The sequence below is a fragment of the Thalassospira sp. CH_XMU1420-2 genome (assembly GCF_037029325.1).
In the GTDB taxonomy this organism is placed as follows: Bacteria; Pseudomonadota; Alphaproteobacteria; order Rhodospirillales; family Thalassospiraceae; genus Thalassospira; species Thalassospira povalilytica.
Genome location: NZ_JAYMEG010000009.1, coordinates 26798 through 53698, shown reverse-complemented (window position 1 = coordinate 53698; position 26901 = coordinate 26798). Strand labels below are relative to the sequence as shown.

The following is a 26901-nucleotide window of genomic DNA, read 5'->3' as shown; positions in this document are numbered from 1 at the left end:
CCGCCCGGATTTCAATAATAAACTATATTATAAATCATATTTCAAATATAGAAATATTGAAAGAGTAAAACAAGAGGCGTCTGATGACAAACGACACGCGTGACAAATCCGGTCAGATTACCCTGACCGCCGGCGGGGCGGTTCTGGCCCGCATGAAGGCGATCGGGATTGATTATATCTTTGCCAATTCCGGCACCGACTTTCCGCCGATCATCGAAGGTCTGGCCGAGGCGGCGGCAAAGGATATCGATCTTCCCAATGCTTTGATCATGCCGCATGAAAATGCGGCGATGGGCATGGCGCATGGCTATTACCTTGCGACCGGAAAAACGCAGGCCGTTATGGCGCACACCAATGTCGGTCTTGCCAATTGTGCGATTGGCGCGATCAACGCCGCGACCGAACATGTGCCGGTCGTTCTGATGTCGGGCAGAACCCCGGTGATGGAAAAGGGCCGCCTTGGCGCGCGCACCGTTCCGATCGGCTGGGGCCAGGAAATGCGCGATCAGGCGGCCTTGGTACGCGAAAGTTCGAAATGGGAATATGAACTGAAGTTCCCCGAACAGGTGCCCGAAGTCGTTGATCGTGCCTATGCCATCGCATCATCGGTGCCCAAGGGACCGACCTATGTCAGTCTGCCGCGTGAGGTTCTGTGTGAACCCTGCCCGGGGGACGAGATTGACGGGCCGCTTCGCATGCAGCCGGTACCGGTTGCCCCGCCGCAAGCCAGTGTCGAGCAGGCCGCCGACATTCTTGCCAATGCCAAGAACCCAGTGATCATTGCCCAGCGCGGGACGGGAACAGCCGAGGCATTTGGCCGTTTTTCCGAGCTGGTCGATCAATGGGGCATTCCGGTCGTGCAATATTGGGCGATCCAGCTTGCCATTGGCACCGAACATCCGATGTTTGCCGGGATGGATCCGGCACCCTGGCTTAAGGATGCCGATGCGGTGGTGGTGATTGATTGTCTGGCGCCCTGGTCACCCGATATCCACACATTGCGTCCCGATTGCAAGGTGGTTCAGATCGGTCAGAACCCGCTTTATTCCCGTTTCCCGGGGCGTAACTTTGCCGCCGATATCTCGCTTGTTGGCGAGACCGGTGATGTCATCATGATGCTGGCAGATGCCATGGATCGTCGTCATGCCGATCATGCTGCGACCTGTTCGGATCGTCGGGGCAAAATTGCCACGATCAATGCCGAAACCCGCAAGAAAGCACTGGCGATGGCCGATGCCGGGGCAGTGGACCCGATGACCAAGGCCTTTGTATCGCGCTGTCTGTCCGATGCGATTGCCGGTCGTGCGGCAACGGTGTTTTCCGAGCTTGGCTGTCCGTTGGAGCCACTTTCTCTGTCGGAACATGGCAGCTGGTATCAGGAACCGCATTCCGGTGGGCTTGGCTGGTCATTCCCGGCATCAATGGGCTATCAGCTGGCCGACAAGGACAAGCTTGTGGTCGCGACCATGGGGGATGGTTCCTACATGTTTGCCAACCCGACGGCATGTCATCAGATCGCCGAGGCGCTTGAACTTCCGATCCTGATCCTTGTTCTGAACAATAATGAATGGGGTGCGGTGCGCCAGTCGGTGGCGGGGATGTATCCGAACGGCTATGCGGCGAAAACCAATGAAATGCCGCTGACCGCGCTTAAACCCAGCCCGGATTTCACCAAGGTCGCCGAGGCCAGCCGTGCCTGGGTTGCCAAGGCCAAGCGTCCCGAAGACCTTCCGGGGATCCTGCTCGATGCCATCAAGCATATCGACACCAAGCGTACCCATGCGCTGGTCGAGGTAACGATTGCGCCGTAAGGCACGATCGTTGCAGTTGCCATGTTGTAGCGCCCGGCCTTGTGCCGGGCGTTTTGCGTATTAATGCCTGCTTTGTCGGCAGAATGGAATCCCTGCTTGCATCCTGTGCAATTTCATTATTTCATTGCGTAATGCTTTGAATTGCCTGCCCGGAAGGAGCCAGTATGGATCGTGTTGTCGGAACCTCGGGACGGATTGCGTTTGCCAGCGCGATGCGCAACCTGCTTGCAGATGTTTATCCCGAACACGATCACGAAGCACTGGTGCTGCGCGTTTTTGACGAACTTGGCCTGCCGGTCGAAGGTGACGGGCCGGAACCCAAAGAGGAAAACCTGCGCAAATGGGATCAGCGCGATGCGTTTCTGATCACCTATGGCGACAGCATCCATCAGGACGGCAAAAAGGGCCTGCAAAGCCTTGGCGAATTTCATCGTAAATGGCTGAAGGACTGGCTTACCGGCATTCATATCCTGCCATTTCATCCCTTTACATCCGATGACGGATTTTCAGTCAGCGATTTCAGCCAGCTTCGCACGGAACTTGGCGATTGGGATGATGTCGAGGATCTGGCAAAGCACGGCACGGTGATGGCCGATCTGGTGGCAAACCACATATCGGCGTCGCATCCCTGGTATCAGCAATTTCTGGCCGGTGAAAAACCCGGTGTTGACTACATCAAAACCGCAAGCCTTGAAGATGATCTTTCCGATGTGGTGCGCCCGCGCAGTCATGCGTTGCTGAATGATGTCGTGACCAAGGATGGCGAAAAGTTCGTCTGGTGCACATTCAGCTATGATCAGGTCGATCTGGATTATGGCAACCCGGATGTGTTTTTCGAAATGCTGCGCGTGGTGTTGAATTACCTGAAGCATGGCGTGCGCGTGGTGCGGCTTGATGCCATCGGCTTTATTTGGAAGGAAGTCGGAACGACATCCATCAATCTTGATCAGACCCATAAACTGATCAAGGCCATGCGCCTGGCCTGCAATGCGCTTTATCCCGATGTGCTGTTTATTACCGAAACCAATTTGCCGCTTCTGGAAAACCTGTCCTATTTCGGCAATCAGGATGAAGCACACCTGATTTACAACTTTTCGCTGCCGCCGGTGATCATTCATGCGTTGCTGAGCGGGCGGAGCGATTATATCCGCAAATGTATCATGGCGATGCCACCGGCACCGGCGGGCTGTACGTTCTTTAACTTTACCGCCAGCCATGATGGCATTGGTCTACGTCCGGCCGAGAACCTTATTCCCGATGAAGATATTGATGGCCTGCGCGAGCATGCGCTCAAGATGGGCGGCCAGGTCAGTTACCGTGCGCTTAAGGGGGGTGGGCAAAAGCCCTATGAGCTCAATGTGACGCTTTACAGCATGCTGGCGGAAAACTTCGCCGGAGAAGCGACCATGGGGCTTGAACGGTTTGTGATGAGCCAGGCAATTGCCATGTCGCTTGAAGGGATCCCGGCGATCTATGTCCAGACCATTCTGGCAACGGAAAATGATCAGGCGGCGTATGAGGAAACCGGTATTCCGCGCCGCCTGAACCGCAAGATCTGGAAGCTTTCCGATGCAGAACGGGTTCTGTCCGAAGATGGTCCGGCCAAATCGGCGTTTGATCAGTTGCGCGCGCTTATGTCGATCCGTATGGGGCAACCTGCGTTTCACCCCAATGCCACGCAATATACCCTTAATCTCGGTCCGGATTTGCTGGGCATCTGGCGGCAGTCGCATTTGAATGAACAAAGCATTTTCTGTGTCTTTAACCTGACCGAGACCCAACAGGATCTTGATCTTTCGAAGATCAATCTGATCATGACCGAAGGCTGGCAGGATTTGATCACCCAGCAAGTGATCGAAGATTACGACGGGATCATGAAACTGGCGCCCTATCAGATCGTGTGGATTTCCAACCGGGACGGGCGCAACCGTACCGAAAGCCGGTTGCTGCAACGCTATCGGGATGCCATGCCGGTCTGATCGGTTTTTCAGATTGTGCAAAAAATACGCAGCCGATGCGTTTATCGTTGCGTCACAAAATGTGCTTTGCAAAACTCGTGTCCAGATAGCAGGACATAGAGGGCAATTTACGCACATGGCGTATGCGCAGGAAATCGAAATTCCGCACTTGCCCGATGATACAGAAAGCCGCGTAAGATCCTATTTCGAGGTTTGGCAAGCGGCGGCAAAGGGTGGCAAGGTTCCTGACCGAAAGGTGCTGAACGGTCATGTTCTGGCGCCTTGGGTCGATGATATCTGTATCTATGAATATCTTCCGCAAAAGCGTGATTTTATCATCCGCATCGATGCCCCGAACATCATTGACGCCAGCGGCGAAGATTATCATGGCTGTTCACCCCGGCAGATTGATCTGGATTTTGGCACCACATTACACGCGACATTGCTTGAGGTGATCGATCACGGCAAGCCGGCCTTTCACCGCATCGGTTATGAACGCAAGGTCTGGGAAGAATGGCTGCGTCTTTTGTTGCCTATGCGGGCAACCGACCGGCAGGGGCGGGTTATCGAACAGGTTTTCGTCACCCACTTCTTTTATCGCGGGGCATCGTGATTATTTGGCTTTCATACTTGTTTCGGGGCGTGATTTCCCCACGTGCATATCTGGGAAAATGCCATGATACCATCACGCGCGCTTGAATCAGCAGACACCGAACTGGACGGGTTGCCCGAGGACGTTGATGTTCGGGTCATTGCGCTTGTCGATACATGGTATGATGCATGGACCCAGACCGGGATAAATAGCGTGCCGTCACGCGCCATTCTGAATGCGGAACGTCTGATCCGCTGGCGCGACGAGATCAGTGTTTACGAATATCTGCCGGTCCGGAATGACTTTTTGGTGCGTATTGATGCACCGTCAATTGTTGCAGCCACGGGCGAAAATTTTCAGGGATCTACCCCGCGCGAGATCGACCTGAAATATGGCACCTGTCTGATGGCGGCATTGCTAAAGACAATGTACGAAAAGCGGCCGACTTTCCATTATGTGAATGTGGCCGAAAATCATGCCAAACACCGTCATTGGTTGCGTGTCCTGTTGCCGGCGCAAACCATGGACCAGTTTGGTGACCCGATCTATCAGGTGCTTGGCGCACGTTTCCCCTACGAGCCGATGCACTATATCTGACGGATGTGCAATGGCCGGGCTTGGTGGTTCGCATGACAAGGAAGTGCCGCTGGATCGGCTTGGCGCGGATGCACCGGCCGGGGCGCATGCGCTTTTGGCATTGTGGGGCCAGGCTGCTGCACGCGGCAGAATTCCGACCCGTTGCGACTTTACCCCGGATACGCTGTCACCATGGATTGATGATATCAGCATCTATGAATATCACCCGGACAAGGATGATTTTCAGATTTTGCTAGAAGGTGAAAACATCATTGCGCTGACCGGCGAGGATTGGCGCGGTGCCTTTGCCCGTGAAGTGGATTGCCATTTTTCAACAGCATTGCATGCAGCCCTGTCCGCGGCACGCAAAACAGGCAAGCCACAAATCCATCATTTGCAGATCTTTCAAAAAGACTGGCGCAAAGGGGTGCGGCTGTTATTGCCGGTGGTTCTTGAACGAAAAGGCCAGGAAGACGTTCTTCAGGTCTTTCTGGCCATATTTCCATTCCCCGATCATACGCAATAGCAGCGAACCGCAAGCGCGTTCGACGCCGCGTGCCGGATCAAGCCCCGCTCTTAACCCTTGCCGATCTCGGTGTCGTTCAGATCGTCTTCGACCGCACTTGAAAGATGTTCGAAAATGTCGCCCATCGCACTTTCAACACGCTGCCAGCTGGGGATGAACGGGCTCTCAAGCGGGTTGTCGAGATAGTGCTGACCGGCACTGATGATGACTTCCGACAGAACCTCGACGCATTTTTCTTCTTCGTCGCGATTGATTTTAAGGCCGTTAAACAGGGCATCGGCACGGTATTGCTCAATCAGGTCGAGTGCCGCGCGATAATAGGTTGCCTTAAGGGTGCGGAATGTCTCGTGCGAGAAAATCGTGCCCTGTGTTGCCAGTTTGCGGAACAGGGATTTGGCGATGTCACCCGCCATGCGCGACAGACCGTCATCTTTTTGCGCCGGGTCGAATTCGCGGTGCTTGTGGTCATAGATATCGGCGATATCGACCTGGGCCAGACGATGGACCGTGTGATTGCGATACATTTCCGAAAGCATGGAAATTTCAAGTCCCCAATCGGACGCAACCCGCAGGCCATAGGCAACATCGGTGCGGATCGCCATTTCACCGGACAGGGAATAGCGGAAACAATCGAGATAATTCAGGAAATCGGTCTTGCCGACCACCTGTTTCAAAGCGCGGATCAGCGGGGTGACAAACAGGCGACATACCCGGCCCTTGAGGGTGCCATTGGCAACACGGGCGTAATATCCCTTGGCAAAGGCGAAATTGAATGCCGGATTGGCGATCGGGTACATCAGCTTGGCCGGAAGATCGGGCGTATAGGTCGCAATGTCGCAATCATGAATGCCGATCACGGAACTGCGCCCCGATGCCAGGGTGTAGCCCATGCAATACCAGACATTGCGGCCCTTGCCCGGTTCGTAACGGGCCAGACCAAATTCATCAAGCCGGTCATGAACACCGCGCAGGCGCGGCCCGTCATTCCACAGAATGCGCACATGTTGCGGCAGGTCTTTGAAAAATTCGCGCGCATGAAGATATTGCTGTGCATTGGCGCGGTCCAGACCGACGACGATCTGATCGATATAGGTCGCCTGTTTGAGACCATCGACAATGGTTGTCATGGCCGGTGTTTCAAGTTCCGAATAAAGGCAGGGCAAAATCAGGGTCTGGCGCCTTTGGCGGGCAAAGGCAGTCATTTCATAGGCGAGTTCTTCCGGGTTGCGGTCAAGAATGCGATGAAGGGTTGTGATCGGGCCACCCTGATGGAAATCAGCCATGAAGTACCTCGCTGTTTTTATTGGTATTGGTTAACTGGTCGAGAAGGTCGTTGATCGCAGCGTTCCAGCCCGCAGGTCCGGGGGCGGGCGCGATCCGAAGATTGGCATGGTCAAGCAGCGGCGATGTCCGCGCACCATGTTTGGTTGGAATCTGAATGGCAAAATCGGCCTCGGCCAGCATCGGGATGTCATTGGGGGAATCCCCAAGTGCGATGGTGGTGAACCGTTTGGGCGGTGAGGTTTCGTTTTTGCCGCTTTGCGACAGAGCAAGCCATTGCAGAATGCGTTTCATGGCTTCGCCCTTGGTTGACGGGCCGCACAAGGTGTGGAAACGGCCACCCTTGACCAGTTTCAGGGACCATTTTTCGGCAATGGCGCGCGCGGTGGTGACATCCTGCTTGCTGGGTTGCCAGATCAGCGGATCGGAACAATGGCGTTGACCGGCGCGAATGGCATCGTCAAGCGGAAGACCGGTCTCCGATGCAATGATTTCCGGCTCGACGGTTCGAAAACTGCCAACAGGGACGGAAACGGCATCGCGGATCTGATTGCGCGCAGCATCGATTGTTTCGGATGACGGGCCAGCCTGTTCGATTTCGCCATTCAGGGAAATGACGCCGCCATTTTCACCAATCAGCCCGTCAAACAGCATGGATTGCTGATTGATATGTTCAAGTTCGGCAAGTGTTTTCGAGGATACAGCAATTAAGGGGATGGCAAGCTGTTTCACGCGATCAAGCGCCGGACGGGCGGCGTCCCAGCCATAGGTGTCATGATCAAGCAATGTGCCGTCAAGGTCGGTAAAGATGGCGATGGCGCGGCTGTTTGGCATCATCCCGTTCTGTCGCGGTTTTTGACATGTGCAAGACCGTAAACTGGTCTCTTGGTCAGAAGCTTATCACAGTGATCGGGGCGGATCGACCTTTGGGAAGGTTAATTTTTGATCACAGCGATAATTTGATCAAAAAACATGCGATGGCGTCGGGTGCGCAATACCGGTTTGGGGGCGGACGCGCATTTTCCTCTTCAATATCACCAAATGATGTTATTGTTGGTATGGTATTGATCCATCAATGGTTTTTACAGCGCCTGTCACGGTCACATTTTCCGGAGATGCCTATGGGGTTATATCGGGAAGCGCATGTGCGATGGTTGCAAAGAACAGTTGTCATCGGGTTCATATGTGTTGCGGTCATCCTTGATGTCGCGGCAACCGCCCGTGCCGGATCGGTCATTATGCCGGCAAAAGGCCAGAATACCCACAACCAAGCCAACACCCACACTCAAACCAACACCGACCCCCATGCCGGTGGTAATGTTGGCGATGATGCCAGAAGCCGGGCAGGGGATGTGATCCGTATCGGTGATGCCCGGCAAACCGGTCCGGGCAAATTGAAACCCGGATATGAGGTCTGGGTGGCGGTGGGCGAATGGCCGCCGATGATCAGTGAAACACTTCCTGATTTCGGCAAACATGCCATACGGTTCCAGACGATTTTCAATGCGATGGGATTTGACGTCCGGTTCATTTTCGTCCCCTGGCAACGCGCTTATGAGCAAACCCGCCAGGGCATCTATGTCGCGACATTTCCGTGGCTTCGGACAGTCGAGCGCAGGGATGCCTTTCATATTCCGCGCTATCCGATTGCCCAGGCCCATCAAAAGGGATTTTACAAAAAGTCCCGTTTCCCCGAGGGGATCGATATCAACGCGTTGCGCGATGTTGTCGGGCTTGGCCTGCGTCCGGTCGGGATTGCCAGTTACTGGTATGAACAGGAATTCAGACGGCTTGGCATCGAAGCCGACATTGTAAATAACCCGGAATCCGCCTGGCGGTTTCTGCATGCGGATCGGGCCGATATCCTGTTTGAAGAAGAAGCCGTGGGCTGGCACGACCTGACCGGGCTTTTGGGCGAACAGGTGGCCGCACGTTATGCCACCACCAACACCATTACAACCAATGACATGTTCATTCTGTTTTCGCGCAAACATCCGTTCGGCGCGGAACTGATGCAGGCCTATGAAACCTTCATGATGTCGGATGACGGACAGGAAATCTGCAAGGAATGGGCGTTGTGCAAATCCGATTTCGTCACAGCCCCCGGGACGGCCGATGGCGGGGATCAGGCGCCGTCTGGGCAATTGAACTGAGCCAGACCAGGCGGCAATTAGGCCGCAAGAGCCAAAACCAGATCAAACCTGATCCATAACCAAATGTGGATACGTGTTCGATTTGTCCAATCATTATCCCGGTTTGTCCATTCTGTCCAACTGCGAACAGGCGTATTCTTTCCGCAATGGAATGGTTCTTATTCCAATAAAAACCAACAACCGTGATCTTGTGAGGAAGCCGTCATGCATGTCCCTGTCGTCATTATCGGTTCCGGCCCCGCCGGTTTGCTTCTTTCCCATCTGTTGCATGTGCAGGGAATTGATTCCGTCATTCTGGAACGCAAAAGCCGCGACTATGTCGAAGGCCGCATCCGTGCCGGTGTTCTTGAAATGGGGACAGTCGACCTGATGAAACGGGTCGGGGTTGATGCCCGCATGAACAAGGAAGGCATCATTCACGGCGGCATCTATATCAGTGTGAACGGCAAGCGCACCCATGTGAATATGGAAGAGCTTACCGGTGGATCAACGGTGATGATCTATGGCCAGACCGAAGTCACCAAGGATCTGATCGCAGCGCGTCTTGCCCATGGGGGCGAAATCGTGTTCGAAGCCGAAGATGTCAGCCTGCATGACATTGATGGTGATGCGCCGCGTGTTCGATATGTCAAAGACGGCAATGAAGTAGAACTGCGGTGCGACTATATTGCCGCATGTGACGGGTTCCATGGTGTCGGCCGTAAGACCCTTCCGGGTGTTCAGGAATTCGAGAAGGTCTATCCGTTTGGCTGGCTTGGCGTTCTGGCCCATGCAAAGCCGGTGGCCGATGAACTGATCTATGCCAAGCATGACCGTGGTTTTGCGCTGTGTTCGATGCGTTCGGAAACTGTTGTGCGCCATTATGTTCAGGTGCCCAGCACCGATAAAATCGAAGACTGGTCCGATGACCGTTTCTGGGCCGAATTGCGCACCCGCCTTGGCGAAGAAGATGCCGAACTGGTCAATGAAGGCGAAGTGTTTGAAAAAAGCATCGCGCCGCTGCGCAGCTTTGTCGCCGAACCGATGCAGCATGGCCGCCTGTTCCTGGCGGGCGATGCCGCCCATATCGTGCCGCCGACCGGTGCCAAGGGGCTTAACCTTGCAGCCAGTGACGTGCACTACCTGTCCGAAGCGCTTATCGCGAAATACAAGAAAAACCGCGAAGACCTGCTTGCGACCTATTCCGATACCGCACTTGCACGTGTCTGGAAAGCCGAGCGGTTTTCCTGGTGGATGACCTCGATGCTGCATACGTTCGGGGATCAGAACGAATTTGACGGCCGCATTCGTGATGCCGAATTGCAATATATCCTGTCATCCAAGGCAGGATTGACCAACCTGTCGGAAAATTACGTCGGTTTGCCTTACTGATTGACGTAACGGGGATACCCACCCCCGTCGAAGAGCACCCACTCTTCATTTCCGCCCAGAAATTTCCGACAGGAACATGGAACGGCCCGCAGCCCACGCGGGCCGTTCTTTTTTGAGCAGTTGGTAATCAACCGTTCCCGGTGCCGAAAACGATCATGAAATCGGTCTGGGCCGGGCAGGCAAAATCACCAATCGCATCGTCATAGGCAAAGCGATAGACATGCGTTGAGACCGGCGGGGCCAGATTGGTGACATAGGTCGAATTGTTTGCGCCAATAACACCGGTCGCTTGGTCACAGGTTTTCGATGATTTGTATTTCCCGGCACAGCAAAACAGATCCTGATTGCTGTCATTATTGATCTTGGCGTAGCTGCACGGGCTCATGCAGCCCTGATATTTGCCATTGCTGGTGACCGTCAGGTCCCATTTGGCCGGCGCATCGCCCTTGTTATAGCCCTGTGGCAATTGCGAGCTGCTTTGACAGGTCTTTTCACTGTCAGTGATCCGGGCAAGAAAGATATCCGGGCCATATTTGCCAGCCCCGAGAATATTGGAATTTTCCGGTGGCACGGTATAGGTGCAATAGGTTGGCTTTGCCGGATAGCCGGTGACCGAAATGTTGTATCCGTCGACCGCCGAAATATCAAAATTGGTCGAACCTTCCGGGGAAGGGGCGCCGTTTTTGATCGGGACGGCCTTGTGGGTGAATTCGATCTTGGTGGCATAGGGTGTCTGACCTTTGCCATATCCGCCGGTTTCCACCCAGTCGTCACTTGCCGACTTTTTATAGGCCGTGACGGTAAAGCCATAGGATGTCAGACCGGCAAGCGGCGTTTGGGCGGGTGTCGTTCCATCCCCATCGACATAAAAGGTCGCACTTTCCCCCTTGGCAATTTCATAAAGATTGAGGTTGTTGGCGCAGTTGGAATTGTCGGGGTTGGCCGAAACCGTGCAATGTTCGCCGATGCGGATCTGGGCGTATTGGGTATCGTTCTTGAAGGTGATCTTGCGTTTGGCGTAATCGACATTGGTCGGGTTTGTCGGGGCCTGATCAATCGCCGGCCAGGCAATTGCCCCCGTCGCCAGGGTATAGACATTGGAATTTGCGACCGGCTTGTTGATCACGGCCCCCGGGCAGGTGGTCGTCGTTGCGATCTGGCCGTTTGTCAGGACCATGTCGCAACCGTGCCAGGCCGCGTTTGAATCCTGATAATAAAGGGTGAAGTTCGCATTCGTGGCGCCCGGCGTATAGTCGCCAAGGAAGGCTTGCTGGGTTGTGGCGTACAGATAATCGACCTGTGTGTCATTCTGATAGACATAGACCGGAAAACTGATCGCAGATCCCGGCAATTGCCACATCAGATAGCTGGTGGTTGTTGCCGCGGCATGGGCGCAGACCGGAAGGGAAAATGTCAGCAAGGCTGCACATAAAGTCCCCTTGAAGGAACGCAAGAAACTTCTGAACATTGTTTAAGGCTTTCAATTACATGAATGATGGATTGAGAAGCGGTCGCATTCAGGACGTTTTGCCATGGCAATTGTGATGGCAGCACGCATATCAGGGCAATCGATATCGACCGGGTCGACAGGATCCCGGTGCCACTAAAACATCACAATTGAAGATGGAACCAAAGCCGGGCGGGGGCGTTTAGGGGGTGTTGCTGTTTTCAAAACAACAGGAGAAAACCATGGCGACCAAGACCGAGACGACTGCAGATACCGCAAAGCTTCAGGCCGATGTTGATGCCCTGCGCAATGATCTGGCCGAAATCACCAAAACCCTTAAGGCAATGGGTGGTGATGCGGCACAGACCAGAACCCAGGCGGCTGCAGAACGCATTCGTGAAGTTTCCGGTCAGGCCCGTGAGCAGTTTGATCACGCACGCGGTGTGGCCGTGGATCAGGTTCGCGAGAACCCGCTGGCATCTGTTGCCGTGACCTTTGGCGTTGGCCTGCTTGTTGGCCGTCTGCTGCAGAAATGATTGATCAACTGACAGATAGTCTGGCTGATCTGGCAAGAGCCGCGGCACGCAAGTGCGCGGCTTTTGCCGCCATCGCGATTGTGATGCTGATCGGGGCCGGTTTTCTGCTTGCGGCCATCTATATGGCGCTTGCAGCATCGTTTGGTGCGATTGCTGCTGCCACTGCATTGGGTGGAACGCTGGTGACGCTGGGATTGATTGCACTTGCGATCATTCTGCAACGTGATCCGGGTGATGCGGTTGATCAGCCCGATGCCGATGCGCAGATGGCAGCCGGGCGCAAATCCGAAGACGACATGCTGTTTGATCTTTTGGTGCATTCCGCAGTGACCGGTTACGCCACCGGACAGGGTAACAAGCCGCGCATGCAGACCGGGTTCGAACAGATCGTTAGCGATCTCGAAGCACTGGGCGTTTTTGATCGTCCGCCGGGGCGTGTGGATACGGCACCGTCAGATGAAAATCACGATACAAAAATGGCGGGATAGCATCAGCATCCCGCCATTTTAATTTCGATCGGGTCCCGGCCTATTCGCCGTGGAAATGTACCGTGCCGATATAGGGCAGGTTGCGGTTATTCTGGGCATAATCGATGCCATAACCGACCACGAATTCGTCAGGAATATCAAAGCCGCAGAAATCAATCGGGATTTCGACTTCGCGGCGCGACGGCTTGTTCAGAAGCGTGCAGATTTCCAGACGGTTCGGATCGCGGGTCTTAAGCAACCGCACAACTTCCGACAGCGTATAGCCGGTATCAATGATGTCTTCGACCAGAAGCACATCCTTGCCACGGATCTGGCCGTCCAGATCCTTGACGATGCGCACATTGCGCGAACTTTCCGTAGAGTCGCCATAAGATGATGCGACCATGAAGTCGACTTCGACCGGAACGGTCAGTTTGCGGGCCAGATCAGCGATGAAAACAAAAGAGCCCCGCAACAGTCCGACAACAATCAGTTTTTCCGTGTCTTTGAAGCTCTCGTTGATCTTGGCGGCAAGCGCGTCGATCTGGGTGGCAATTTCGTCCGCCGTGATCAGCGGCTTGACATCATAATCGGCCATAAATTCTGGTCCTGAAGCGTTGGGTTGTGATGTTTGGCTTGCTAGCACACGAAGGTCGCTATGACCAGCCTGTGAATGGTAACAGAAGTATAATCCCTTAGATTGCAAACAGATTATCGCGCCTTGGGCGAGGCAAATTGCGCCATTGCGCGGCAGAGGTGCGCCACGACACAGGTAATGCAAAGCCACCCATCAAGATGTTGGCGAGACGAGGCTGTTTTCAATGGTTGAGTGCGGGATAAGTGATTTGAGATTACGGCTGCGCACCAGGTTCAGGAAAGCCTGTGCGGCGGGTGGCAATGTGCGCCCTGATCGCCAGATCAAGCCGATCTGTCGCAACAGCACCGGGCTTTCAAGCGGCCGGAAAATAAGCGGTGAACGCCCCAGAACCGGCAAGGTCAGCGATGGCAGGGCGGTTATGCACAAACCTTGTGACACCAGCGCACCCGCAGTTGCCAGATGGGCAACTTCAAACCGCGGACGAAACAGGAAACTGTTTTGGGTGCAGGCCGCATCAATAACGGCGCGCACACTTGTTTCACGCGACATGGCGACCATCGGCTGTGACAGGATTTCTTCCCACTTATATGTGCGTTCTTCCTGAAGAAAACTTCCGGGTGCCCCGACGGCGATGAACTTGTCACTCAGCAGGCGTTGAAAAGACAGATTGTCGCTGTCTTCGACCACGTCGGCGGTAAAGCCGATATCGGCACGGCCCATTTCAACTTCGCGCAGCACACCTTCCGAAAGCATGTCATTAAGCTGAACATCGACGTTGGGATGGGCATCCATGAATTCGGCAATCAGCGGCGGCAACAGCCCGGCGGTCACCGATGGTAGTCCGGCAATCGTCAATTTGCCGCGCCGGGTATTGAGATAGGTGTCAAATTCAGCCAGTGCGGAATCCGTGGTGTTCAGGATCCGTTCGGCGAGTCTGAGAAACATTTTGCCCTGATCGGTCAGCGCAACATTGCGCGTGTCACGGTCAAACAGGCGGGCCTGCGTGCGTTCTTCGATGCGGCTGATCTGGCGGCTTAATGTTGATCCGGAAATTCCAAGTCGTTGAGCTGCTTTGCGAAAACTGCCCGTTTCTGCCAAAAGACAGAATGATCGAATTTCGTCCGTATCAAGATTAATGCGTTTCATGCATCAATTATCTCACTATTTGATCTTCCTGCAATAAAAAAACTGAACCACACTTTCGGTCCGTCGAAAAAATCAAAGTCAAAACAAATCGACGGAACGTCAAACATGCCGTTAAAGGCATAGGGAGGAATACATTATGAAATTCACGAAACTCGCCTTGGCGGGCGCGCTTGCCATTGGTCTTTCCGTACCTGCATTCGCACAGGACAAATTGCTGATCGGGTCAACATCGGCATCATCATCGCATTACGGTTATTTCGTTTCTGTCGCCAAGCTGATCAATGATGCCGATAACGGTATCGAAGCATCGGTTGTCGAAACCGGGGCGACCATGGATAACCTGCGCCGTATTGAGCGCAACCAGATCGACCTTGGTCTGGTGACCACCAACGTCGCCCAGCATGCCTATTCCGGCAGCAAGGGTTTTGACGGCAAGGCGATGGAAAATCTGGGTCTGCTTTGGGTTTATACCGGCGCCCCGCAGAACGTTATTGTGCGCGAAGATGCCGGCATCAACAGCCTGGCCGAACTTGCCGGACAGCGTTTCAACCCGGGTATCAAGGGATCGGCAACCGAAAGCACGACCGAGGCGGTGTTTGCCGCACTTGATCTGTCATCGGATTATGTACGCGGATCGACCACCGATGTTGTCGACATGATCAAGGACAACCGTGTAAGCGGATATGTGAAATCCGGTGCGGGCCTTAAGCTTGACAGCTCTACCCTTGATATCGCGACCTTTACCCCGATCAAGGTGCTGAGCCTGACCGATGCGCAAAAACAGGCACTGATCGAAAAAATGCCTGACGTTTCGGTGGTGGATATCCCCGAAGGTGCGGCCGATGGCATTCCGGCCTATTCGACCTGGAGCTTTGGCGTCGGTGTCGGTGCATCGGCAAGCCTGTCCGAAGACGCGGCCTACAAGATCGTTGATGCCATCATGGCCGACAAAGAAGTGCAGGGCGCGGCAATGGCCAGTGTGAAGGGCGTCGATCTTGCCAAGCTGACGCTGCAATATGCCACCATTCCCCTGCATCCGGGTGCGGCGAAATGGTTCCGCGAACATGGATATGACATCCCCGCGAACCTTGACCCGGCCAAACAATAAGAAACCAGAATAACAGGGGGAAAACCGCCATGTCTGTGCGCATCCGCGACGGGTTTGCGTTGCTTGTTGGTATTTTTGTCTTTTACACCGCGGCGACGGGCCCGTTTGAAAGTCTTGTTCAAAGGGCGGTTTTCCTCGCACTTGTGACCTGTTTGGGGTTGTGTCTTTATCCGCTGGGCAAAGACACAAGCTGGCGAAAGCTGGGATTGGTTGTGGATCTTGTGCTTGCGGCGGTCACGGTTGGTGCCTGTGCCTATATTGTTGTGAACTACGACGAGATCATGACGACCCTGCCATGGGCGACCCGTCTTGATATGGCTCTGACCGTCGGGCTGGTTGTGACCGTTCTTGAAGTCGGTCGCCGTGCGGTCGGGGCAATTTTTCCTGCCCTTGTGATTGCCGGTCTGCTGTATGCGTTGCTGGGCAAATATATTCCCGGAAGTCTCGGGCATCGCGGGTTTGATGTTGAATTCGTTACCGAGACGATTTTCCTGGGTGATCTCGGGATCTGGGGCATGCTGACCGGGGTTGCCGCGACGGTGATTGCCGCCTTTGTCCTGTTCGGCGCCTTGTTGCTTCATACCGGTGGCGGGCAAAGCTTTATGGATCTGGCGATGCGTCTTGGCGGCCGACAAAAAGGCGGCGCTGCGAAAATCGCGATTATTTCGAGCGGCCTGTTTGGCATGATTTCCGGATCGGCGGTGGCCAATGTTGCGACGACCGGCAATTTCACCATCCCGATGATGCGTCGTCTGGGTTATCCGGCACCCCTTGCTGCCGCGGTCGAGGCCGTGGCCTCAACCGGCGGGCAGATTGCCCCGCCGATCATGGGGGCGGCGGCCTTTGTCATGGCCGAAATTCTTGGCATTGCCTATGTCGATGTCATGATCGCGGCAATCATTCCGGCCATCCTTTTTTATCTTTCGGTGTTTGTGACCGTTCATATCGTTGCCACCAGACGTAATCTGAGCCTGGTGCCCGAAGACGAGCTTCCGGCATGGTCCGAAATTCTTGCCCTGCGCAAGGTGTTGCCGATCATTGCTGCCCTTGGTGGTCTTGCCATCGGGATATTCATGGGCCGATCGGTTGCGACATCGGCATTTTATGGCATGGCGGCGTTGCTGGTGGCCTTTGTCCTGACCTCGGCCGGGCAGATATCGGTTGCCGAGATGGCAAAGCGGGTTCTGGACGGGGTGATTGATGCCGGCAAGGGCATGGTGATTATCGGTGTCTTGCTGGCCGGCGCGCAAATCCTTGTTTCCATGATCAACATGACCGGGATTGGTGTGACGCTCAGTTCCATGATTGTTGCGATTGCCGGTGATTCAACGGTTCTGGTGGCGGTGATTGTTGGTCTGGTGTGCCTGATCATGGGCATGGGGCTTCCGACCACGGCGGCCTATGTGCTGGTTGCGGCGGTTCTGGCCCCGGCGATGACGGCGGTCGGGATCGAACCGCTTACGGCACATCTGTTTGTTTTCTATTTCGCGACCATTTCGGTCATCACGCCACCGGTCTGTGTCGCGGTATTTGTCGGGGCGGGGATCGCCCAGACCAACTGGCTTCCCGCCGCGTTCGAGGCGGTGCGTCTTGGCGCGCTGACCTATGTCGTGCCGTTCATGTTGCTGCTGTATCCCGGCATGACCGGCGACGGTGGCGTCATGGCAGTGACCAACGCCATTTTGTCGGGGCTTGTTCTTGTTGTGGCGATCCCGGCCTTGCTGGGCGGGCAGCCGTTGCTGGGGCGGGTATGGCTTGATCGCGGCATGCTGGTAATTGTGATTGCCATTGCATTGTGGCCGGCTTTCCTGACGCCGGTGATTGCCGCGGGCCTGCTGGGCGGGTTGCTGTTTTGGGGGCGCGATGCCCGTCGTGCTGCGATGGAGGGTGGACAATGAAGACCATCCGCATCGGAACCGGTGCCGGTTTTTCCGGCGACCGCATCGAACCGGCCGTCGATCTGGCCGAGCGTGGCGATATTGATTATCTGGTTTTTGAATGTCTGGCTGAACGGACCATCGCGCTGGCGCAACAGGCAAAAATGCACGATCCCGACGGCGGCTTTGATCCGTTGCTTGAACGGCGCATGCGTGCGGTTCTGCCGATCTGCCACAAAAAGGCGATCCGGGTGATTTCCAATATGGGGGCGGCAAACCCGGTGGCCGCGGCACGGCGCACGGTCGATATCGCGCGCGAACTCGGCCTTTCGGGCTTGAAGGTGGCGGCGGTTGTTGGCGATGACGTTCTCGATATCCTGTCACCCGATCAGTTTCGCATTGATGAGGCCGGTTGCACCCTGGCCGGTTTTGAAAAACAGGTGGTGTCGGCCAATGCCTATCTCGGCGCGGGGGGGATTGTTGATGCGCTGGCGGCGGGGGCGGATGTCGTTCTGACCGGTCGTGCGGCCGATCCGGCGATGTTTCTGGCACCACAGATATTTGAGTTTGGCTGGCAGATGGATGACTGGACCCGGCTTGGGCGCGGGACGCTTGTTGGTCATCTCTTGGAATGTGGCGGGCAAATCACCGGGGGCTATTTTGCCGATCCGGGGATCAAGGATGTGCCGGATCTGGCCCGGTTGGGCTTCCCGATTGCCGAGGTTGCCGAAGACGGCAATGCCGTCATTACCAAACTTGCCGATACGGGCGGTTTTGTCACGGCGGCAACCTGCAAGGAACAGCTTCTTTACGAAGTTCATGATCCGAAACGCTATATCCAGCCCGATGTGGTTGCCGATTTTTCCAACGTCGAGATTACCGAAATCGGACCGGACCGGGTTGCGATTACCGGCGGTGACGGATCGGCGCGGACCGGCACGCTCAAGGTATCGATCGGCTATGTCGATTCCTGTGTCGGTGAAGGTCAGATTTCATATGCCGGTCCCGGTGCCGAAGCCCGCGGGCGTCTTGCTCTTGATATCCTCCATCAACGGCTTTTGCTTGCCGGGATCGCGCATGAAGAAGTCAGGGGGGAGCTGATCGGGGTGAATTCGGTGTTTCAGGACGCCAAATCGGGGCCATCAGAACCGGCGGAAGTGCGCCTGCGCTTTGTGGTGCGGACCCGTGATCTTGCCACTGCCGCACGGATCGGCGAGGAGGTCGAAAGCCTGTATCTTAACGGGCCGGCCGGTGGCGGCGGGGTGACCAAATCCAAACGGGAAATCGTTGCGATCGTATCGGGACTTCTGCCCGAAGACCAGGTGCGCACGCAGTTTGAAATGATGGAGGCCTGATGTTGCAGTTACGCGATATTGCGCATTCGCGCACCGGGGACAAGGGCAACATTTCCAATGTGTCGGTGATTGCCTATCACCCCGAAGACTGGCCGCTTCTGATTGATCAGGTCACGGCAGAACGGGTGCGCGCGCATTTTGGCACAATGATTTCGGGCAAGGTCATCCGCTATGAATTGCCACAGATCGGGGCCCTTAATTTCGTGATGCATGATGCGCTGGGCGGCGGAGTGACAAGGTCACTGGCACTTGATCCGCATGGCAAATGTCTAAGCTCTTTGATCCTGTCGCTGCCGATCAACAAGGCCGGGGCATAGGGCATCAAACACCGCCGGGTCAAACCGGCAAGGAACCAAAAAAGGGTGGCGTGATTGCCACCCTTGGGTCATCGGTGATCTGTTTGCCTTTGCCCGAAATTTTCCGGTATTTCCCGGTGTTTTTCAGTGTTCTTCAGTCCGGGCGCGCTTGATCAGGCGGCCCTGAAAATGACCGGGCTGTCGCCTTCGTGCCATTGATCATATTTGGTCATGGCCCGTTCAAAAAAGGACGAGGCCAGAAAATCATCCAGCCAGCGTTGGACATGCACAAACGGCATGGCATCAAACGCATCCGGGTCGGTATTGGCGAACTGGCGGATAAACGGCGCAATGGCAAAATCGGCCAGGGCCGGGCGTGACCCGAACAGGTATTTGCCAACCGCAAGCCGCCCGTCCAGACGATTAAGGATCTTTTCCGCATCCCGGCGATGTTCGGCGGGATCGGCATCCTCGTAGCGGGTATGGTATTTGTAACGATCAAGATGATGCTTGAACGGCCCGTCATTTTGCGCAATCAGCGCCAGCATGTCTTCAAGCGTGCCGCTTTCGGGGTTTAGCCAGTCAAGCGGATCGTTTTCTGCAAGCGCCCAGACCATGATTTCAAGGCTTTCATCAATCACCGTCCCGTCAGGAAGGATCAGGACCGGCACCGTTGCCTTGGGCGATGCATCGATCATGCTTTGCGGCTTGTCGCGCAGAACCACTTCGCGCAGTTCGACATCAATTTCCGCTGCCAGAAGCGACATCCGTGCCCGCATCGCATAGGGGCAGCGCCGGAAACTGTAAAGGATCGGGCGTTCGGGTGATGCGGTGGCGCCATGGTCGGTATCGTTCCCGGTCGATGCGTCATCGCGTGGCGGGATCGACGGACCGTCAGCAGACGGCATAAGGTCGGTGGTGTGATCAATTTCGGGCATATAACCGGATTAAACGGTGCGGGGGGTGAATGCAATGTCATTTGCAATGTCGTCGGTAATATCATCGCAACGTCATCGCAATATCATTCGGGGAAAATCGGTCAAATCGCGGTTTTTTGATGCTGCGGGCTTGATTTCCGGGGGCAGTTTGTGAAAGGACAGTGCACCAGTTTTACGCACAGAGACAGGAAATGGGGCAGACGCCAAGGCGTCTATGCGATATCCTGTGATCTGAGAGATTAAAGCCGATTGGAAAGAACAAGGGGCAAGTCCTATGACACCGACCGAAATCGCGCGCGTTACCGATTATCTGCGCCGCACCTTTGACAATAACCAGATCGCGATTGATGCGCCGAAGAAAAAAGGCCATCCGATCGAGATGCGTATTGGCGATGAGTTCGTCGGCGTCGTGCATCGTGACGAGGACGAAGGCGAAGTCAGCTATTCGCTTAATCTGGTCATTCTTGAAGAAGACCTGCCGCCGGCACCGTGATCGGTCCTGTTATTGCAGGAAAATAAAAACGCCCCGGGCCTTGTTTCCCGGGGCGTTTTTTTTTGTCTGTCGGATTGCTGCGATCAGGCCGCTGTTTTGGCATCTTCGGATTTGATGACCTTGTGGTTGTCTTCATTCATGCCAAGTTTCCAATAGCTTGAAATATAAAGATCATCCTTGCCAAGGCCGCGTTCTTCTCGGAAGTAGCTGCGCAGTTCCTTCATTGCGGTGAATTCACATGCCGCCCAGACCGACGGGCGTCCATCGCCCCAGGGAAGCTTTTTGACCACATCGACAAGGGCGTTGCTGACTTCGCCCGGACGCGGATTGATCACCCATTCGATGGTAATGTTGTCGGGCTTGGCAAGGGGCTGAATATCGGCTTCCGAGCGTACTTCGATCACCGCATAGCCACGTGCATCGACCCCCAGCGTTTCGAGATTGACCGAAACCGCGGGAAGGGCCGTCATATCCCCGACAATCAGGAACCAGTCGGCATCCGGATCAACCAGCTTTTTCGGGCCGGGACCACCGACCGTGATCACATCGCCGGGTTTGCAATTGACCGCCCAGTTCGATGCCGGGCCACCATGGTCATTATGATCTGACCCATCGCCATGCATGACGAAATCAAGATCGATCTCGCGGCCCTGATCGGTCATGCGGTCATGACGCACGGTATAGGTCCGGCGCAATACCCGGTCCTTGTCATCGCCATCAATCGGAAAGATCAGTTTGACATAGGCGCTTTCCTGATCTTCGGGAAAGCCTGCCATGCCGTCACCGCCAAGGGTAACGCGCAGCATATTGGGGGTGACTTGCTTTTTTGCGATCACGACAAGATCGCGCGGGGCAGGTCTGTTCATGAGAAACTCCTAAGTCCTTTGGTGCGTTTTGTTTTTTGCACCATGTCCTATCCGCAGGGATCAAGGTTATCAGCCATAAGATTGGCGATTTCGACAAAATCCCTGATTTGTTGGGGGGTAAGACCGCGTGTCATTCGGGTTCTGACATCTTGCTCGACCGTGCGGAATGCTTCCATGCGGGTCTCGCCTGCGGCTGTCAAATGCAGTGTCTGGCTGCGTCGATCGATCGGGTGCGGGCGGCGTTCAATCAGCCCGTCATTTTCAAGTTCTTTCAAAAGCCGCGTGATGCGGCCTTTGTCCTGACCGGATTTTTCGGCCATTTGCTGGGCGGTGATGCCCGGAATGCGGATGATCCATTTCATCACGCGTTTGTGCGAAATCGGCATCGGCATATCGGCATCGACCATCGCATTCATCAGACTGCGTTTATAGGCATGAACAAGCCGATGCAGGGTTTCACCCGGGACATGTGCCTTATCCGATGCCTGGTCTTGTGCCTGATCCTGTTCGATCATGATCTTTCTCGCTTTATCACACATTCGCGGCAATCAGGCCGGTGCGAAGGGCATGGCGCCGGCCTTCGCAAATCAGGGCCGATGCCAGGGCCGCACCACTTGCCACCATCATGATGGTATCAAGCTCAAACCCGCCACCGGTGCCAATCAGGATCGCGGCCAGTGCCGCACCCACCGATTGTCCGGTCAGGCGCGCGGTCGATAACATGCCACTGGCCCCGCCGGAACGATCACGCGGTGCCGATGTCAGCATCAGGCGGTTATTGGGCGCCTGAAACAGCCCGAACCCGATCCCGCACAGGGCAAGCGCGCCGATAATCCCGGCATAGCTTCCGCCTTCCGGTACAAAGGTAATGGCATAAAGCCCGATCGCAAACACCATCATGCCAAGCCCGGTCAGACGGATCGGCGAATATTTATCGGCCAGTCGTCCGGCAACCGGGGCGGCAACCGCGGTGGCAAGCGGCCATGGCGTCATCAAAAGTCCGGTGACAGTCGCGCTATAACCCAGCACGTCATGGAAATAGAATGGCAGAGTAACGAACGCAATCATCTGCGCACAGAAACCGCAAATCGATGATCCGATGGAACAGGCAAAAACCGGCAGTTTCAAAAGGTCAAGCGGCAACATCGGCCGGTCCTTGGGCAATTGACGCCGCACCAGAAACGCACCGGCAATGACCGCCACGCCAAATTGCGCACCAATCAGGGCCGGGTCACTTTCGGTGCCGACATTGCCAAGGGCCGAAATCAACCCGCCAAAGGTCAGCACATTCAAAAACGCGCTGATGAAATCAAACCGGGTGCGGCTTGGCGCGTTAAAGGGCAGGGTGAAATAACCGACAATGATCGCCAGGATCGAAATCGGCACATTGATCAAAAACAGCCAATGCCAGCTTGCAACCGCCAGAATGGCCGATGCAATGGTCGGGCCGCCTGCGGCCGATACCGAAACCGTCATGGCGATCCAGCCAATGGCACGACCCAGCTTGGCCTGCGGGAAGATATGGCGCATGACCGCGCCATTAATGCTCATCAATGCCGCACCACCAAGACCCTGCAACACGCGCGCAGCAGTCAGAAACTCGATATTCGGGGCCATGGCACACAGGAATGATGCAATCCCGAAAATCGCAATGCCACTCAGATAAACCTTGCGAAACCCGATGGCCTCGCCAAGTGCGGCAAGCGGCAACAGCGCAACGACGATGGCCAACTGATAGGCGGTGACAACCCAGATGGCATGGGCGGGCGAAACGCCCTGATCCTGCGCAATGATCGGAAGGGCGACATTCATGATCGTACCGTCAAGCACAGCCATCATGATGGTCAGCAACACCGCCATTGCGGCAAATCCGGCCCGCGGGCTTGGCAATCCATCCGGGTAAATGGTGGTCGAAATCTTCATGGGGCGATTTCACTTTCAGTCTTCGTGGCAACGCAGAACAGCTCGTCCCGAACGGACGGCACAGCACTGCGCAATTCGGTGACACGCGAGGGGTGCGGGGCGGATGCAGAAGCCGGGGAATGGGGGCGAAAAGCTTCTGCATCCGTAATCTTAATTGGTTGACTATATCAACTACATGAAAATGGTTGATTGTGTCAACTAAATTTTAAGGCCTGCACTTCCGGGTAGTTCCGATCCGCGCCATTGGGGCGTAACATCAAGGAAATGAACAGGGAGGACAGAAGATGAAAACCGCAATGATGCTTGCTATCACAGCAATGATTGCGCTTGGCGTACAACCCGCACCAGTACAAGTCGGATCAGAACCGACAATCGTTGATCAACAGATCGAACATGGCGGCGGCTGCCGCAAAAGTTCCCCGCCCGGTCAGTGTTGCCACATGGATCGCAAGGCCGGGACGGTGCATTGTCACTAAGGCTTCGCAAAATTAGTTTCTATTTGTTTGTATAAATGTTATTAAAAGTTTGCGTGAGGGAGCAGTGGATATGTTGCAGGTCGTCTATGCCCGTGAGGCCAGAAAGGCGCTGCGCAAAATTCCTGCAAAGATACGTCAAACGATCCTGGAAAAGATCGACCTGATTGCAGAAAACCCGTCGCGTACGGACCTTGATATCAAACCGCTCAAGGGTGTTGCGGCAAGCAGGCTGCGCGTCGGGCAATATCGGGTGATCTATACCGAGGATGGCATCATTCTTGACGTGATCAAAATCGGCCCGCGTGGCGACATTTACGACAAGCTTTAGGAGACCGGCGATGAACGCGCCTCATCAGATCATTTACAAGGACGACAAACCCGAATTCGCCGTCGTGCCGTGGGATGAATATATCAGGGTCTTCCAGCCGGCCGAGGATGAGCTGGACCTCATGGCCTACCATCAGGCCCTCGCAAAAGATGACGGCGTACGCTTTCCGGCTGCGGTCATAAAGCGCCTGAGCGACGGCGAAAATCCGGTCAGGGTTTACCGCGAATATTATAATATGACGCAGGAGGAATTGGGGGAGAAGGTCGGTGTTACCGGAACCTATATCGGTGCCGTTGAGCGTGCGGCGCGCCCGCTTTCCAAAAAACTCGCAACGAAGATTGCGTCACTGTTCAAGGTTGATGTGGATGATTTGGAGCTTTGGGGGTGAAAATGATGTTCTGCACTCACTGAAGAATGGGGCTTAATCCTTTCCCGGCGAAAGCTATATGAATTTTTTAGAGTGATCCAAAGCTTCAGCCTTTATCGTTTTATTGATTATTTGCACGCCGCTGTTGGAAAGTTTGGCGACGGTAACTGTGACCCCTTTTCTGCTCGTCTCGTAGTCGGAGATAGGGATGATGTCTGGAACCCATTTGGGGCGACAATGGTGTGGGGTAATGTCGAGCTTGTTTTCCAATAGCAAGCTGAGGGATCCCAGAATTAGGTAACCTATCCATTTTGTTAGGTTCCATGTGGTATTGATGAGCGGAAAATCTAAGAAATAGTGGTCAAAAAATATTTTTCCTCGTTTGGGGTGATGATGGATACAAAAGTTAGTTTTTGTTGACTGGCCAATTGATGATCGATGCATTTGCAAGGACCGAAGTGATTTTCCAGACGGTAGACCATCAATCAAGAGATCATTGAAATGCTTGTTGGACTCCAAAATTATCTTAGATAGCTGAGATGCTATTTCGTTATTGGGAAAGTTGCCCAACACGTTCACGAGTTTAGAGTACCTATCTGAGTTTTGGTCAAACTCTCTGTTTATCTGTAGGCAGAGTTTGTCGAGAGCCGACCGGCCGTGGAACAGAAAGGATTCAAAGTCTATGCACGCTTCTACTGCGGATAGGCTGAGGAAGGAGTCTTTTGGGACGTCGATAGATTTGATGTTCTTCAAGTGACCATCAATTTTCTTGCTGTAGTAAAGGCAAGATTTGTATTTTTCTAAACAGGCGAAGAAACCGTCGAGCCTATTCGCTTTTTTTGGGTCGCAGTCGTTAACGCTTCGAGAAATAAAGTTCTGAAGAGTGTTCAGTTTTGACTGTGAAACGATAGTTAGGCATTCGAAGTCGTTTGTTTCATAGCCTACTGCTTCGAACTGGTATTGCTTTCCCTTTTTGTTGAAGTCGAATGACATTTTGTTTTGTTACCTCTTGGTACGCTTCGAACAGTCAATTCACGTTGATCAAGGTAACATTATTTTTGGCATTCAGGCTAATTTCTAAAGAAGACAACCACTCAACAAATATCCCCCAGTAGGGGCTTCCCAATCAACCATCTCGCCAAGGCAATAGGTGCCGGGGCGTTTGATGAGTTGGAAGTTGTCATCGAGTTCTTCCCAAGCGACACCGCCGGCGGTGCTGATGGCCTCGTCGATTGGGCGGGGCTTTTTGATTTTAAGGGGGAGGTTTTTGATCGCGGTGGCCAGTTTAGCCAGATCGTTTTGAATGTCGCGCGGGGTGACTTCGAAAATGAGTGCTGTTTTGGTGGTATCAAGGCCAAGTGTCTTGCGCAGGTGATTGCCAAGCGAGTTCTTGCCGCGTGGTTTGGCAAGGCGGGTGGTGACGTCATCAAGTGTTCGGTCGGGGCAGAGGTCGAGCGTCAGGGTTCCCACCCCGGTTTCAAGCCATTGATCACGAAGCGTTGCAGATATGGCATAAACCGCACTGCCTTCGATCCCGGTTTTGGAAATCACAAACTCGCCGCGCACGGTCTGGGGGCCGCAGGTCAGCGTTACGGCCTTGACCGGGGATCCCGCACATTTGTCGATCAGATGATCCGTCCAGTCGATGTCAAAGCCGCAATTGGCCGGTTTGAACGGGTTGCATTTGATCCCGGCATTCATCAGGATTTCCATCCATTTTCCATCCGATCCCAACCGTTTCCAGCTTCCACCACCAAGGGCGAGGATGGTGATATCGGCATCTGCCGTCACGTCGCCATCAGTTGTTTTGAAAACCGCCTGACCGGCATCGTTCCAGCCAGTCCAGTAATGGCGGTAATGGATCACGCAGCCCAACCCATCAAGGCGCCGCAACCAGGCACGCAAAAGCGGGCTTGCCTTCATCGCGGTCGGAAAGACCCGGCCAGATGAGCCGACAAAGGTTTCAATACCAAGCCCCGCGCACCAGTCGCGGATTTGAGCGGGGCCGAATTTGCGCAAATGCGGTTCGAGCCGGGCGCGCGATGCGCCATAGCGGGTCAGGAAGGTTTCCAGATCCTCGCCATGGGTGATGTTAAGCCCCGATTTCCCCGCCATCAGGAATTTGCGCCCGGCACTTGGCATGCCCTCATAGATCGTTACCGCATAACCATCACCGGCCAGCCGTTCTGCGGCCATCAGGCCAGCCGGACCGGCACCGATCACCATGGCGGTTTGGCCATTCGGGGCTGGTTTTACGGGTGTGCTGGCTGTGGTCATGATCGGCCTTGTGATGCGATGCGGTTCTGTTGGGCGGTTTTAGCTTCTTTGGCGGGGATTGGCAATTTGTGCTGATGGTCCTGTGGTGCCAGGGGGAAGAGGCCCGCGCCGTCGAACGGGCCACGAAGGGCGGGG

Annotated in this window: 27 protein-coding genes; 16 read left to right on the top strand and 11 right to left on the bottom strand. The window is 54.8% G+C overall.

Annotation, left to right across the window (positions count from 1 at the left end):
• Positions 1 to 83: 83 nt before the first annotated feature.
• The 5 genes from WA429_RS20305 to WA429_RS20285 all read left to right on the top strand — a co-directional run bounded on the left by WA429_RS20305 (position 84) and on the right by WA429_RS20285 (position 5463).
• Positions 84 to 1811: a thiamine pyrophosphate-requiring protein gene (locus WA429_RS20305; protein WP_101246393.1), complete on the top strand. Its 1728-nt coding sequence runs from the start codon at positions 84 to 86 to the stop codon at positions 1809 to 1811.
• Positions 1812 to 1975: 164 nt separating this feature from the next.
• A complete protein-coding gene (locus WA429_RS20300; protein WP_101246392.1) occupies positions 1976 to 3790 on the top strand; it encodes a sugar phosphorylase in 1815 nt (604 codons plus the stop codon).
• A 115-nt stretch (positions 3791 to 3905) separates the two neighbouring features.
• Positions 3906 to 4382: a hypothetical protein gene (locus tag WA429_RS20295; protein ID WP_101246391.1), complete on the top strand. Its 477-nt coding sequence runs from the start codon at positions 3906 to 3908 to the stop codon at positions 4380 to 4382.
• Between the two features lie 63 nt (positions 4383 to 4445).
• Positions 4446 to 4958 (top strand): hypothetical protein, encoded by a 513-nt coding sequence (locus tag WA429_RS20290; RefSeq protein WP_147250646.1) that lies wholly within the window; start codon positions 4446 to 4448, stop codon positions 4956 to 4958.
• Between the two features lie 10 nt (positions 4959 to 4968).
• Positions 4969 to 5463 (top strand): hypothetical protein, encoded by a 495-nt coding sequence (locus tag WA429_RS20285; RefSeq protein ID WP_287464840.1) that lies wholly within the window; start codon positions 4969 to 4971, stop codon positions 5461 to 5463.
• A gap of 50 nt (positions 5464 to 5513) precedes the next feature.
• Here the strand turns inward: WA429_RS20285 and WA429_RS20280 are convergent, their stop codons facing one another.
• Both WA429_RS20280 and WA429_RS20275 read right to left on the bottom strand, forming a co-directional pair.
• Positions 5514 to 6746, bottom strand: coding sequence for a glycosyl transferase (locus WA429_RS20280; protein WP_101246388.1), 1233 nt, complete (start codon positions 6744 to 6746; stop codon positions 5514 to 5516).
• Positions 6739 to 7578: an HAD-IIB family hydrolase gene (locus WA429_RS20275; protein WP_287464841.1), complete on the bottom strand. Its 840-nt coding sequence runs from the start codon at positions 7576 to 7578 to the stop codon at positions 6739 to 6741. Before WA429_RS20275 ends, WA429_RS20280 begins: the two co-directional genes overlap by 8 nt.
• A gap of 287 nt (positions 7579 to 7865) precedes the next feature.
• Here WA429_RS20275 and WA429_RS20270 point away from each other — a divergent pair, with 287 nt between their 5' ends.
• Together WA429_RS20270 and pobA are read left to right on the top strand one after the other, a co-directional pair.
• On the top strand, positions 7866 to 8897 hold the full coding sequence (locus tag WA429_RS20270; RefSeq protein ID WP_287464842.1) for a hypothetical protein: 1032 nt from the start codon (positions 7866 to 7868) through the stop codon (positions 8895 to 8897).
• A gap of 204 nt (positions 8898 to 9101) precedes the next feature.
• Positions 9102 to 10268 (top strand): 4-hydroxybenzoate 3-monooxygenase, encoded by a 1167-nt coding sequence (gene pobA / locus WA429_RS20265; protein WP_068517339.1) that lies wholly within the window; start codon positions 9102 to 9104, stop codon positions 10266 to 10268.
• 127 nt (positions 10269 to 10395) lie between these two features.
• Here the strand turns inward: pobA and WA429_RS20260 are convergent, their stop codons facing one another.
• The gene (locus WA429_RS20260; RefSeq protein WP_287464843.1) at positions 10396 to 11736 is read right to left on the bottom strand and encodes a thaumatin family protein; all 1341 of its coding nucleotides are present in this window, start codon (positions 11734 to 11736) and stop codon (positions 10396 to 10398) included.
• Positions 11737 to 11957: 221 nt separating this feature from the next.
• Here WA429_RS20260 and WA429_RS20255 point away from each other — a divergent pair, with 221 nt between their 5' ends.
• Complete coding sequence (locus tag WA429_RS20255; protein ID WP_068517341.1) at positions 11958 to 12251, top strand: DUF883 family protein; 294 nt, start codon at positions 11958 to 11960, stop codon at positions 12249 to 12251.
• Positions 12248 to 12739 carry a hypothetical protein gene (locus WA429_RS20250; RefSeq protein WP_287464845.1) on the top strand — a complete coding sequence of 164 codons (492 nt, stop codon included), beginning with the start codon at positions 12248 to 12250 and terminating at the stop codon, positions 12737 to 12739. Before WA429_RS20255 ends, WA429_RS20250 begins: the two co-directional genes overlap by 4 nt.
• Positions 12740 to 12779: 40 nt before the next feature.
• Here the strand turns inward: WA429_RS20250 and hpt are convergent, their stop codons facing one another.
• On the bottom strand, positions 12780 to 13316 hold the full coding sequence (gene hpt / locus WA429_RS20245) for a hypoxanthine phosphoribosyltransferase (RefSeq protein WP_068517343.1): 537 nt from the start codon (positions 13314 to 13316) through the stop codon (positions 12780 to 12782).
• 192 nt (positions 13317 to 13508) lie between these two features.
• Positions 13509 to 14462: a LysR family transcriptional regulator gene (locus WA429_RS20240; protein ID WP_068517344.1), complete on the bottom strand. Its 954-nt coding sequence runs from the start codon at positions 14460 to 14462 to the stop codon at positions 13509 to 13511.
• Positions 14463 to 14598: 136 nt separating this feature from the next.
• On the opposite strand from WA429_RS20240, the gene WA429_RS20235 reads away from it, so the two are divergent.
• Genes WA429_RS20235 through WA429_RS20220 form a run of 4 tightly spaced genes read left to right on the top strand, consistent with a single transcriptional unit; the run spans position 14599 to position 19119 of the window.
• The gene (locus WA429_RS20235) at positions 14599 to 15570 is read left to right on the top strand and encodes a TAXI family TRAP transporter solute-binding subunit (RefSeq protein ID WP_114113968.1); all 972 of its coding nucleotides are present in this window, start codon (positions 14599 to 14601) and stop codon (positions 15568 to 15570) included.
• A 29-nt stretch (positions 15571 to 15599) separates the two neighbouring features.
• A complete protein-coding gene (locus WA429_RS20230; RefSeq protein ID WP_287464847.1) occupies positions 15600 to 17468 on the top strand; it encodes a TRAP transporter permease in 1869 nt (622 codons plus the stop codon).
• Entirely contained in the window at positions 17465 to 18802 is a 1338-nt protein-coding gene (locus tag WA429_RS20225; protein WP_287464849.1) for an acyclic terpene utilization AtuA family protein, read from the top strand. Before WA429_RS20230 ends, WA429_RS20225 begins: the two co-directional genes overlap by 4 nt.
• Positions 18802 to 19119 carry an AtuA-related protein gene (locus tag WA429_RS20220; RefSeq protein WP_369813516.1) on the top strand — a complete coding sequence of 106 codons (318 nt, stop codon included), beginning with the start codon at positions 18802 to 18804 and terminating at the stop codon, positions 19117 to 19119. Before WA429_RS20225 ends, WA429_RS20220 begins: the two co-directional genes overlap by 1 nt.
• A 152-nt stretch (positions 19120 to 19271) precedes the next feature.
• On the opposite strand, the gene WA429_RS20215 is transcribed toward WA429_RS20220, so the two are convergent.
• Complete coding sequence (locus WA429_RS20215; protein WP_287464851.1) at positions 19272 to 20036, bottom strand: glutathione S-transferase; 765 nt, start codon at positions 20034 to 20036, stop codon at positions 19272 to 19274.
• 274 nt (positions 20037 to 20310) lie between these two features.
• Between WA429_RS20215 and WA429_RS20210 the strand changes: the two genes are divergently transcribed.
• Positions 20311 to 20529: a DUF3126 family protein gene (locus WA429_RS20210; protein WP_068517348.1), complete on the top strand. Its 219-nt coding sequence runs from the start codon at positions 20311 to 20313 to the stop codon at positions 20527 to 20529.
• A gap of 83 nt (positions 20530 to 20612) precedes the next feature.
• Here the strand turns inward: WA429_RS20210 and WA429_RS20205 are convergent, their stop codons facing one another.
• From WA429_RS20205 to WA429_RS20195, 3 genes are read right to left on the bottom strand one after another with little or no spacing between them, the layout of a single operon-like run.
• The gene (locus WA429_RS20205; protein WP_287464852.1) at positions 20613 to 21395 is read right to left on the bottom strand and encodes a siderophore-interacting protein; all 783 of its coding nucleotides are present in this window, start codon (positions 21393 to 21395) and stop codon (positions 20613 to 20615) included.
• 47 nt (positions 21396 to 21442) lie between these two features.
• Positions 21443 to 21910 carry a MarR family winged helix-turn-helix transcriptional regulator gene (locus WA429_RS20200; protein WP_068517351.1) on the bottom strand — a complete coding sequence of 156 codons (468 nt, stop codon included), beginning with the start codon at positions 21908 to 21910 and terminating at the stop codon, positions 21443 to 21445.
• A gap of 16 nt (positions 21911 to 21926) precedes the next feature.
• The gene (locus tag WA429_RS20195; protein WP_287464855.1) at positions 21927 to 23318 is read right to left on the bottom strand and encodes an MFS transporter; all 1392 of its coding nucleotides are present in this window, start codon (positions 23316 to 23318) and stop codon (positions 21927 to 21929) included.
• Positions 23319 to 23864: 546 nt separating this feature from the next.
• Between WA429_RS20195 and WA429_RS20190 the strand changes: the two genes are divergently transcribed.
• Together WA429_RS20190 and WA429_RS20185 are read left to right on the top strand one after the other, a co-directional pair.
• Complete coding sequence (locus tag WA429_RS20190) at positions 23865 to 24122, top strand: type II toxin-antitoxin system RelE family toxin (protein ID WP_286887881.1); 258 nt, start codon at positions 23865 to 23867, stop codon at positions 24120 to 24122.
• Between the two features lie 10 nt (positions 24123 to 24132).
• Positions 24133 to 24510, top strand: a complete 378-nt coding sequence (locus WA429_RS20185) for a helix-turn-helix transcriptional regulator (protein ID WP_287464856.1) — start codon at positions 24133 to 24135, stop codon at positions 24508 to 24510.
• 54 nt (positions 24511 to 24564) lie between these two features.
• On the opposite strand, the gene WA429_RS20180 is transcribed toward WA429_RS20185, so the two are convergent.
• Together WA429_RS20180 and WA429_RS20175 are read right to left on the bottom strand one after the other, a co-directional pair.
• Positions 24565 to 25482, bottom strand: coding sequence for a hypothetical protein (locus WA429_RS20180; RefSeq protein ID WP_287464857.1), 918 nt, complete (start codon positions 25480 to 25482; stop codon positions 24565 to 24567).
• Between the two features lie 84 nt (positions 25483 to 25566).
• Complete coding sequence (locus WA429_RS20175) at positions 25567 to 26766, bottom strand: TIGR03862 family flavoprotein (protein WP_287464858.1); 1200 nt, start codon at positions 26764 to 26766, stop codon at positions 25567 to 25569.
• Positions 26767 to 26901 lie beyond the last annotated feature (135 nt).

Bases quoted from the DNA above. Each gene is read 5' to 3' on its own strand.
- WA429_RS20215 (WP_287464851.1), bottom strand. From the start codon at position 20,036: ATGCCCGAAATTGATCACACCACCGACCTTATGCCGTCTGCTGACGGT.
- WA429_RS20300 (WP_101246392.1), top strand. From the start codon at position 1,976: ATGGATCGTGTTGTCGGAACCTCGGGACGGATTGCGTTTGCCAGCGCG.
- WA429_RS20225 (WP_287464849.1), top strand. From the start codon at position 17,465: ATGAAGACCATCCGCATCGGAACCGGTGCCGGTTTTTCCGGCGACCGC.
- WA429_RS20290 (WP_147250646.1), top strand. From the start codon at position 4,446: ATGATACCATCACGCGCGCTTGAATCAGCAGACACCGAACTGGACGGG.
- WA429_RS20195 (WP_287464855.1), bottom strand. From the start codon at position 23,318: ATGAAGATTTCGACCACCATTTACCCGGATGGATTGCCAAGCCCGCGG.
- WA429_RS20250 (WP_287464845.1), top strand. From the start codon at position 12,248: ATGATTGATCAACTGACAGATAGTCTGGCTGATCTGGCAAGAGCCGCG.
- WA429_RS20205 (WP_287464852.1), bottom strand. From the start codon at position 21,395: ATGAACAGACCTGCCCCGCGCGATCTTGTCGTGATCGCAAAAAAGCAA.
- WA429_RS20175 (WP_287464858.1), bottom strand. From the start codon at position 26,766: ATGACCACAGCCAGCACACCCGTAAAACCAGCCCCGAATGGCCAAACC.
- WA429_RS20235 (WP_114113968.1), top strand. From the start codon at position 14,599: ATGAAATTCACGAAACTCGCCTTGGCGGGCGCGCTTGCCATTGGTCTT.
- WA429_RS20255 (WP_068517341.1), top strand. From the start codon at position 11,958: ATGGCGACCAAGACCGAGACGACTGCAGATACCGCAAAGCTTCAGGCC.
- WA429_RS20275 (WP_287464841.1), bottom strand. From the start codon at position 7,578: ATGCCAAACAGCCGCGCCATCGCCATCTTTACCGACCTTGACGGCACA.
- WA429_RS20200 (WP_068517351.1), bottom strand. From the start codon at position 21,910: ATGATCGAACAGGATCAGGCACAAGACCAGGCATCGGATAAGGCACAT.
- hpt (WP_068517343.1), bottom strand. From the start codon at position 13,316: ATGGCCGATTATGATGTCAAGCCGCTGATCACGGCGGACGAAATTGCC.
- WA429_RS20240 (WP_068517344.1), bottom strand. From the start codon at position 14,462: ATGAAACGCATTAATCTTGATACGGACGAAATTCGATCATTCTGTCTT.
- pobA (WP_068517339.1), top strand. From the start codon at position 9,102: ATGCATGTCCCTGTCGTCATTATCGGTTCCGGCCCCGCCGGTTTGCTT.
- WA429_RS20260 (WP_287464843.1), bottom strand. From the start codon at position 11,736: ATGTTCAGAAGTTTCTTGCGTTCCTTCAAGGGGACTTTATGTGCAGCC.
- WA429_RS20185 (WP_287464856.1), top strand. From the start codon at position 24,133: ATGAACGCGCCTCATCAGATCATTTACAAGGACGACAAACCCGAATTC.
- WA429_RS20280 (WP_101246388.1), bottom strand. From the start codon at position 6,746: ATGGCTGATTTCCATCAGGGTGGCCCGATCACAACCCTTCATCGCATT.
- WA429_RS20295 (WP_101246391.1), top strand. From the start codon at position 3,906: ATGGCGTATGCGCAGGAAATCGAAATTCCGCACTTGCCCGATGATACA.
- WA429_RS20285 (WP_287464840.1), top strand. From the start codon at position 4,969: ATGGCCGGGCTTGGTGGTTCGCATGACAAGGAAGTGCCGCTGGATCGG.
- WA429_RS20270 (WP_287464842.1), top strand. From the start codon at position 7,866: ATGGGGTTATATCGGGAAGCGCATGTGCGATGGTTGCAAAGAACAGTT.
- WA429_RS20180 (WP_287464857.1), bottom strand. From the start codon at position 25,482: ATGTCATTCGACTTCAACAAAAAGGGAAAGCAATACCAGTTCGAAGCA.
- WA429_RS20210 (WP_068517348.1), top strand. From the start codon at position 20,311: ATGACACCGACCGAAATCGCGCGCGTTACCGATTATCTGCGCCGCACC.
- WA429_RS20230 (WP_287464847.1), top strand. From the start codon at position 15,600: ATGTCTGTGCGCATCCGCGACGGGTTTGCGTTGCTTGTTGGTATTTTT.
- WA429_RS20220 (WP_369813516.1), top strand. From the start codon at position 18,802: ATGTTGCAGTTACGCGATATTGCGCATTCGCGCACCGGGGACAAGGGC.
- WA429_RS20305 (WP_101246393.1), top strand. From the start codon at position 84: ATGACAAACGACACGCGTGACAAATCCGGTCAGATTACCCTGACCGCC.
- WA429_RS20190 (WP_286887881.1), top strand. From the start codon at position 23,865: ATGTTGCAGGTCGTCTATGCCCGTGAGGCCAGAAAGGCGCTGCGCAAA.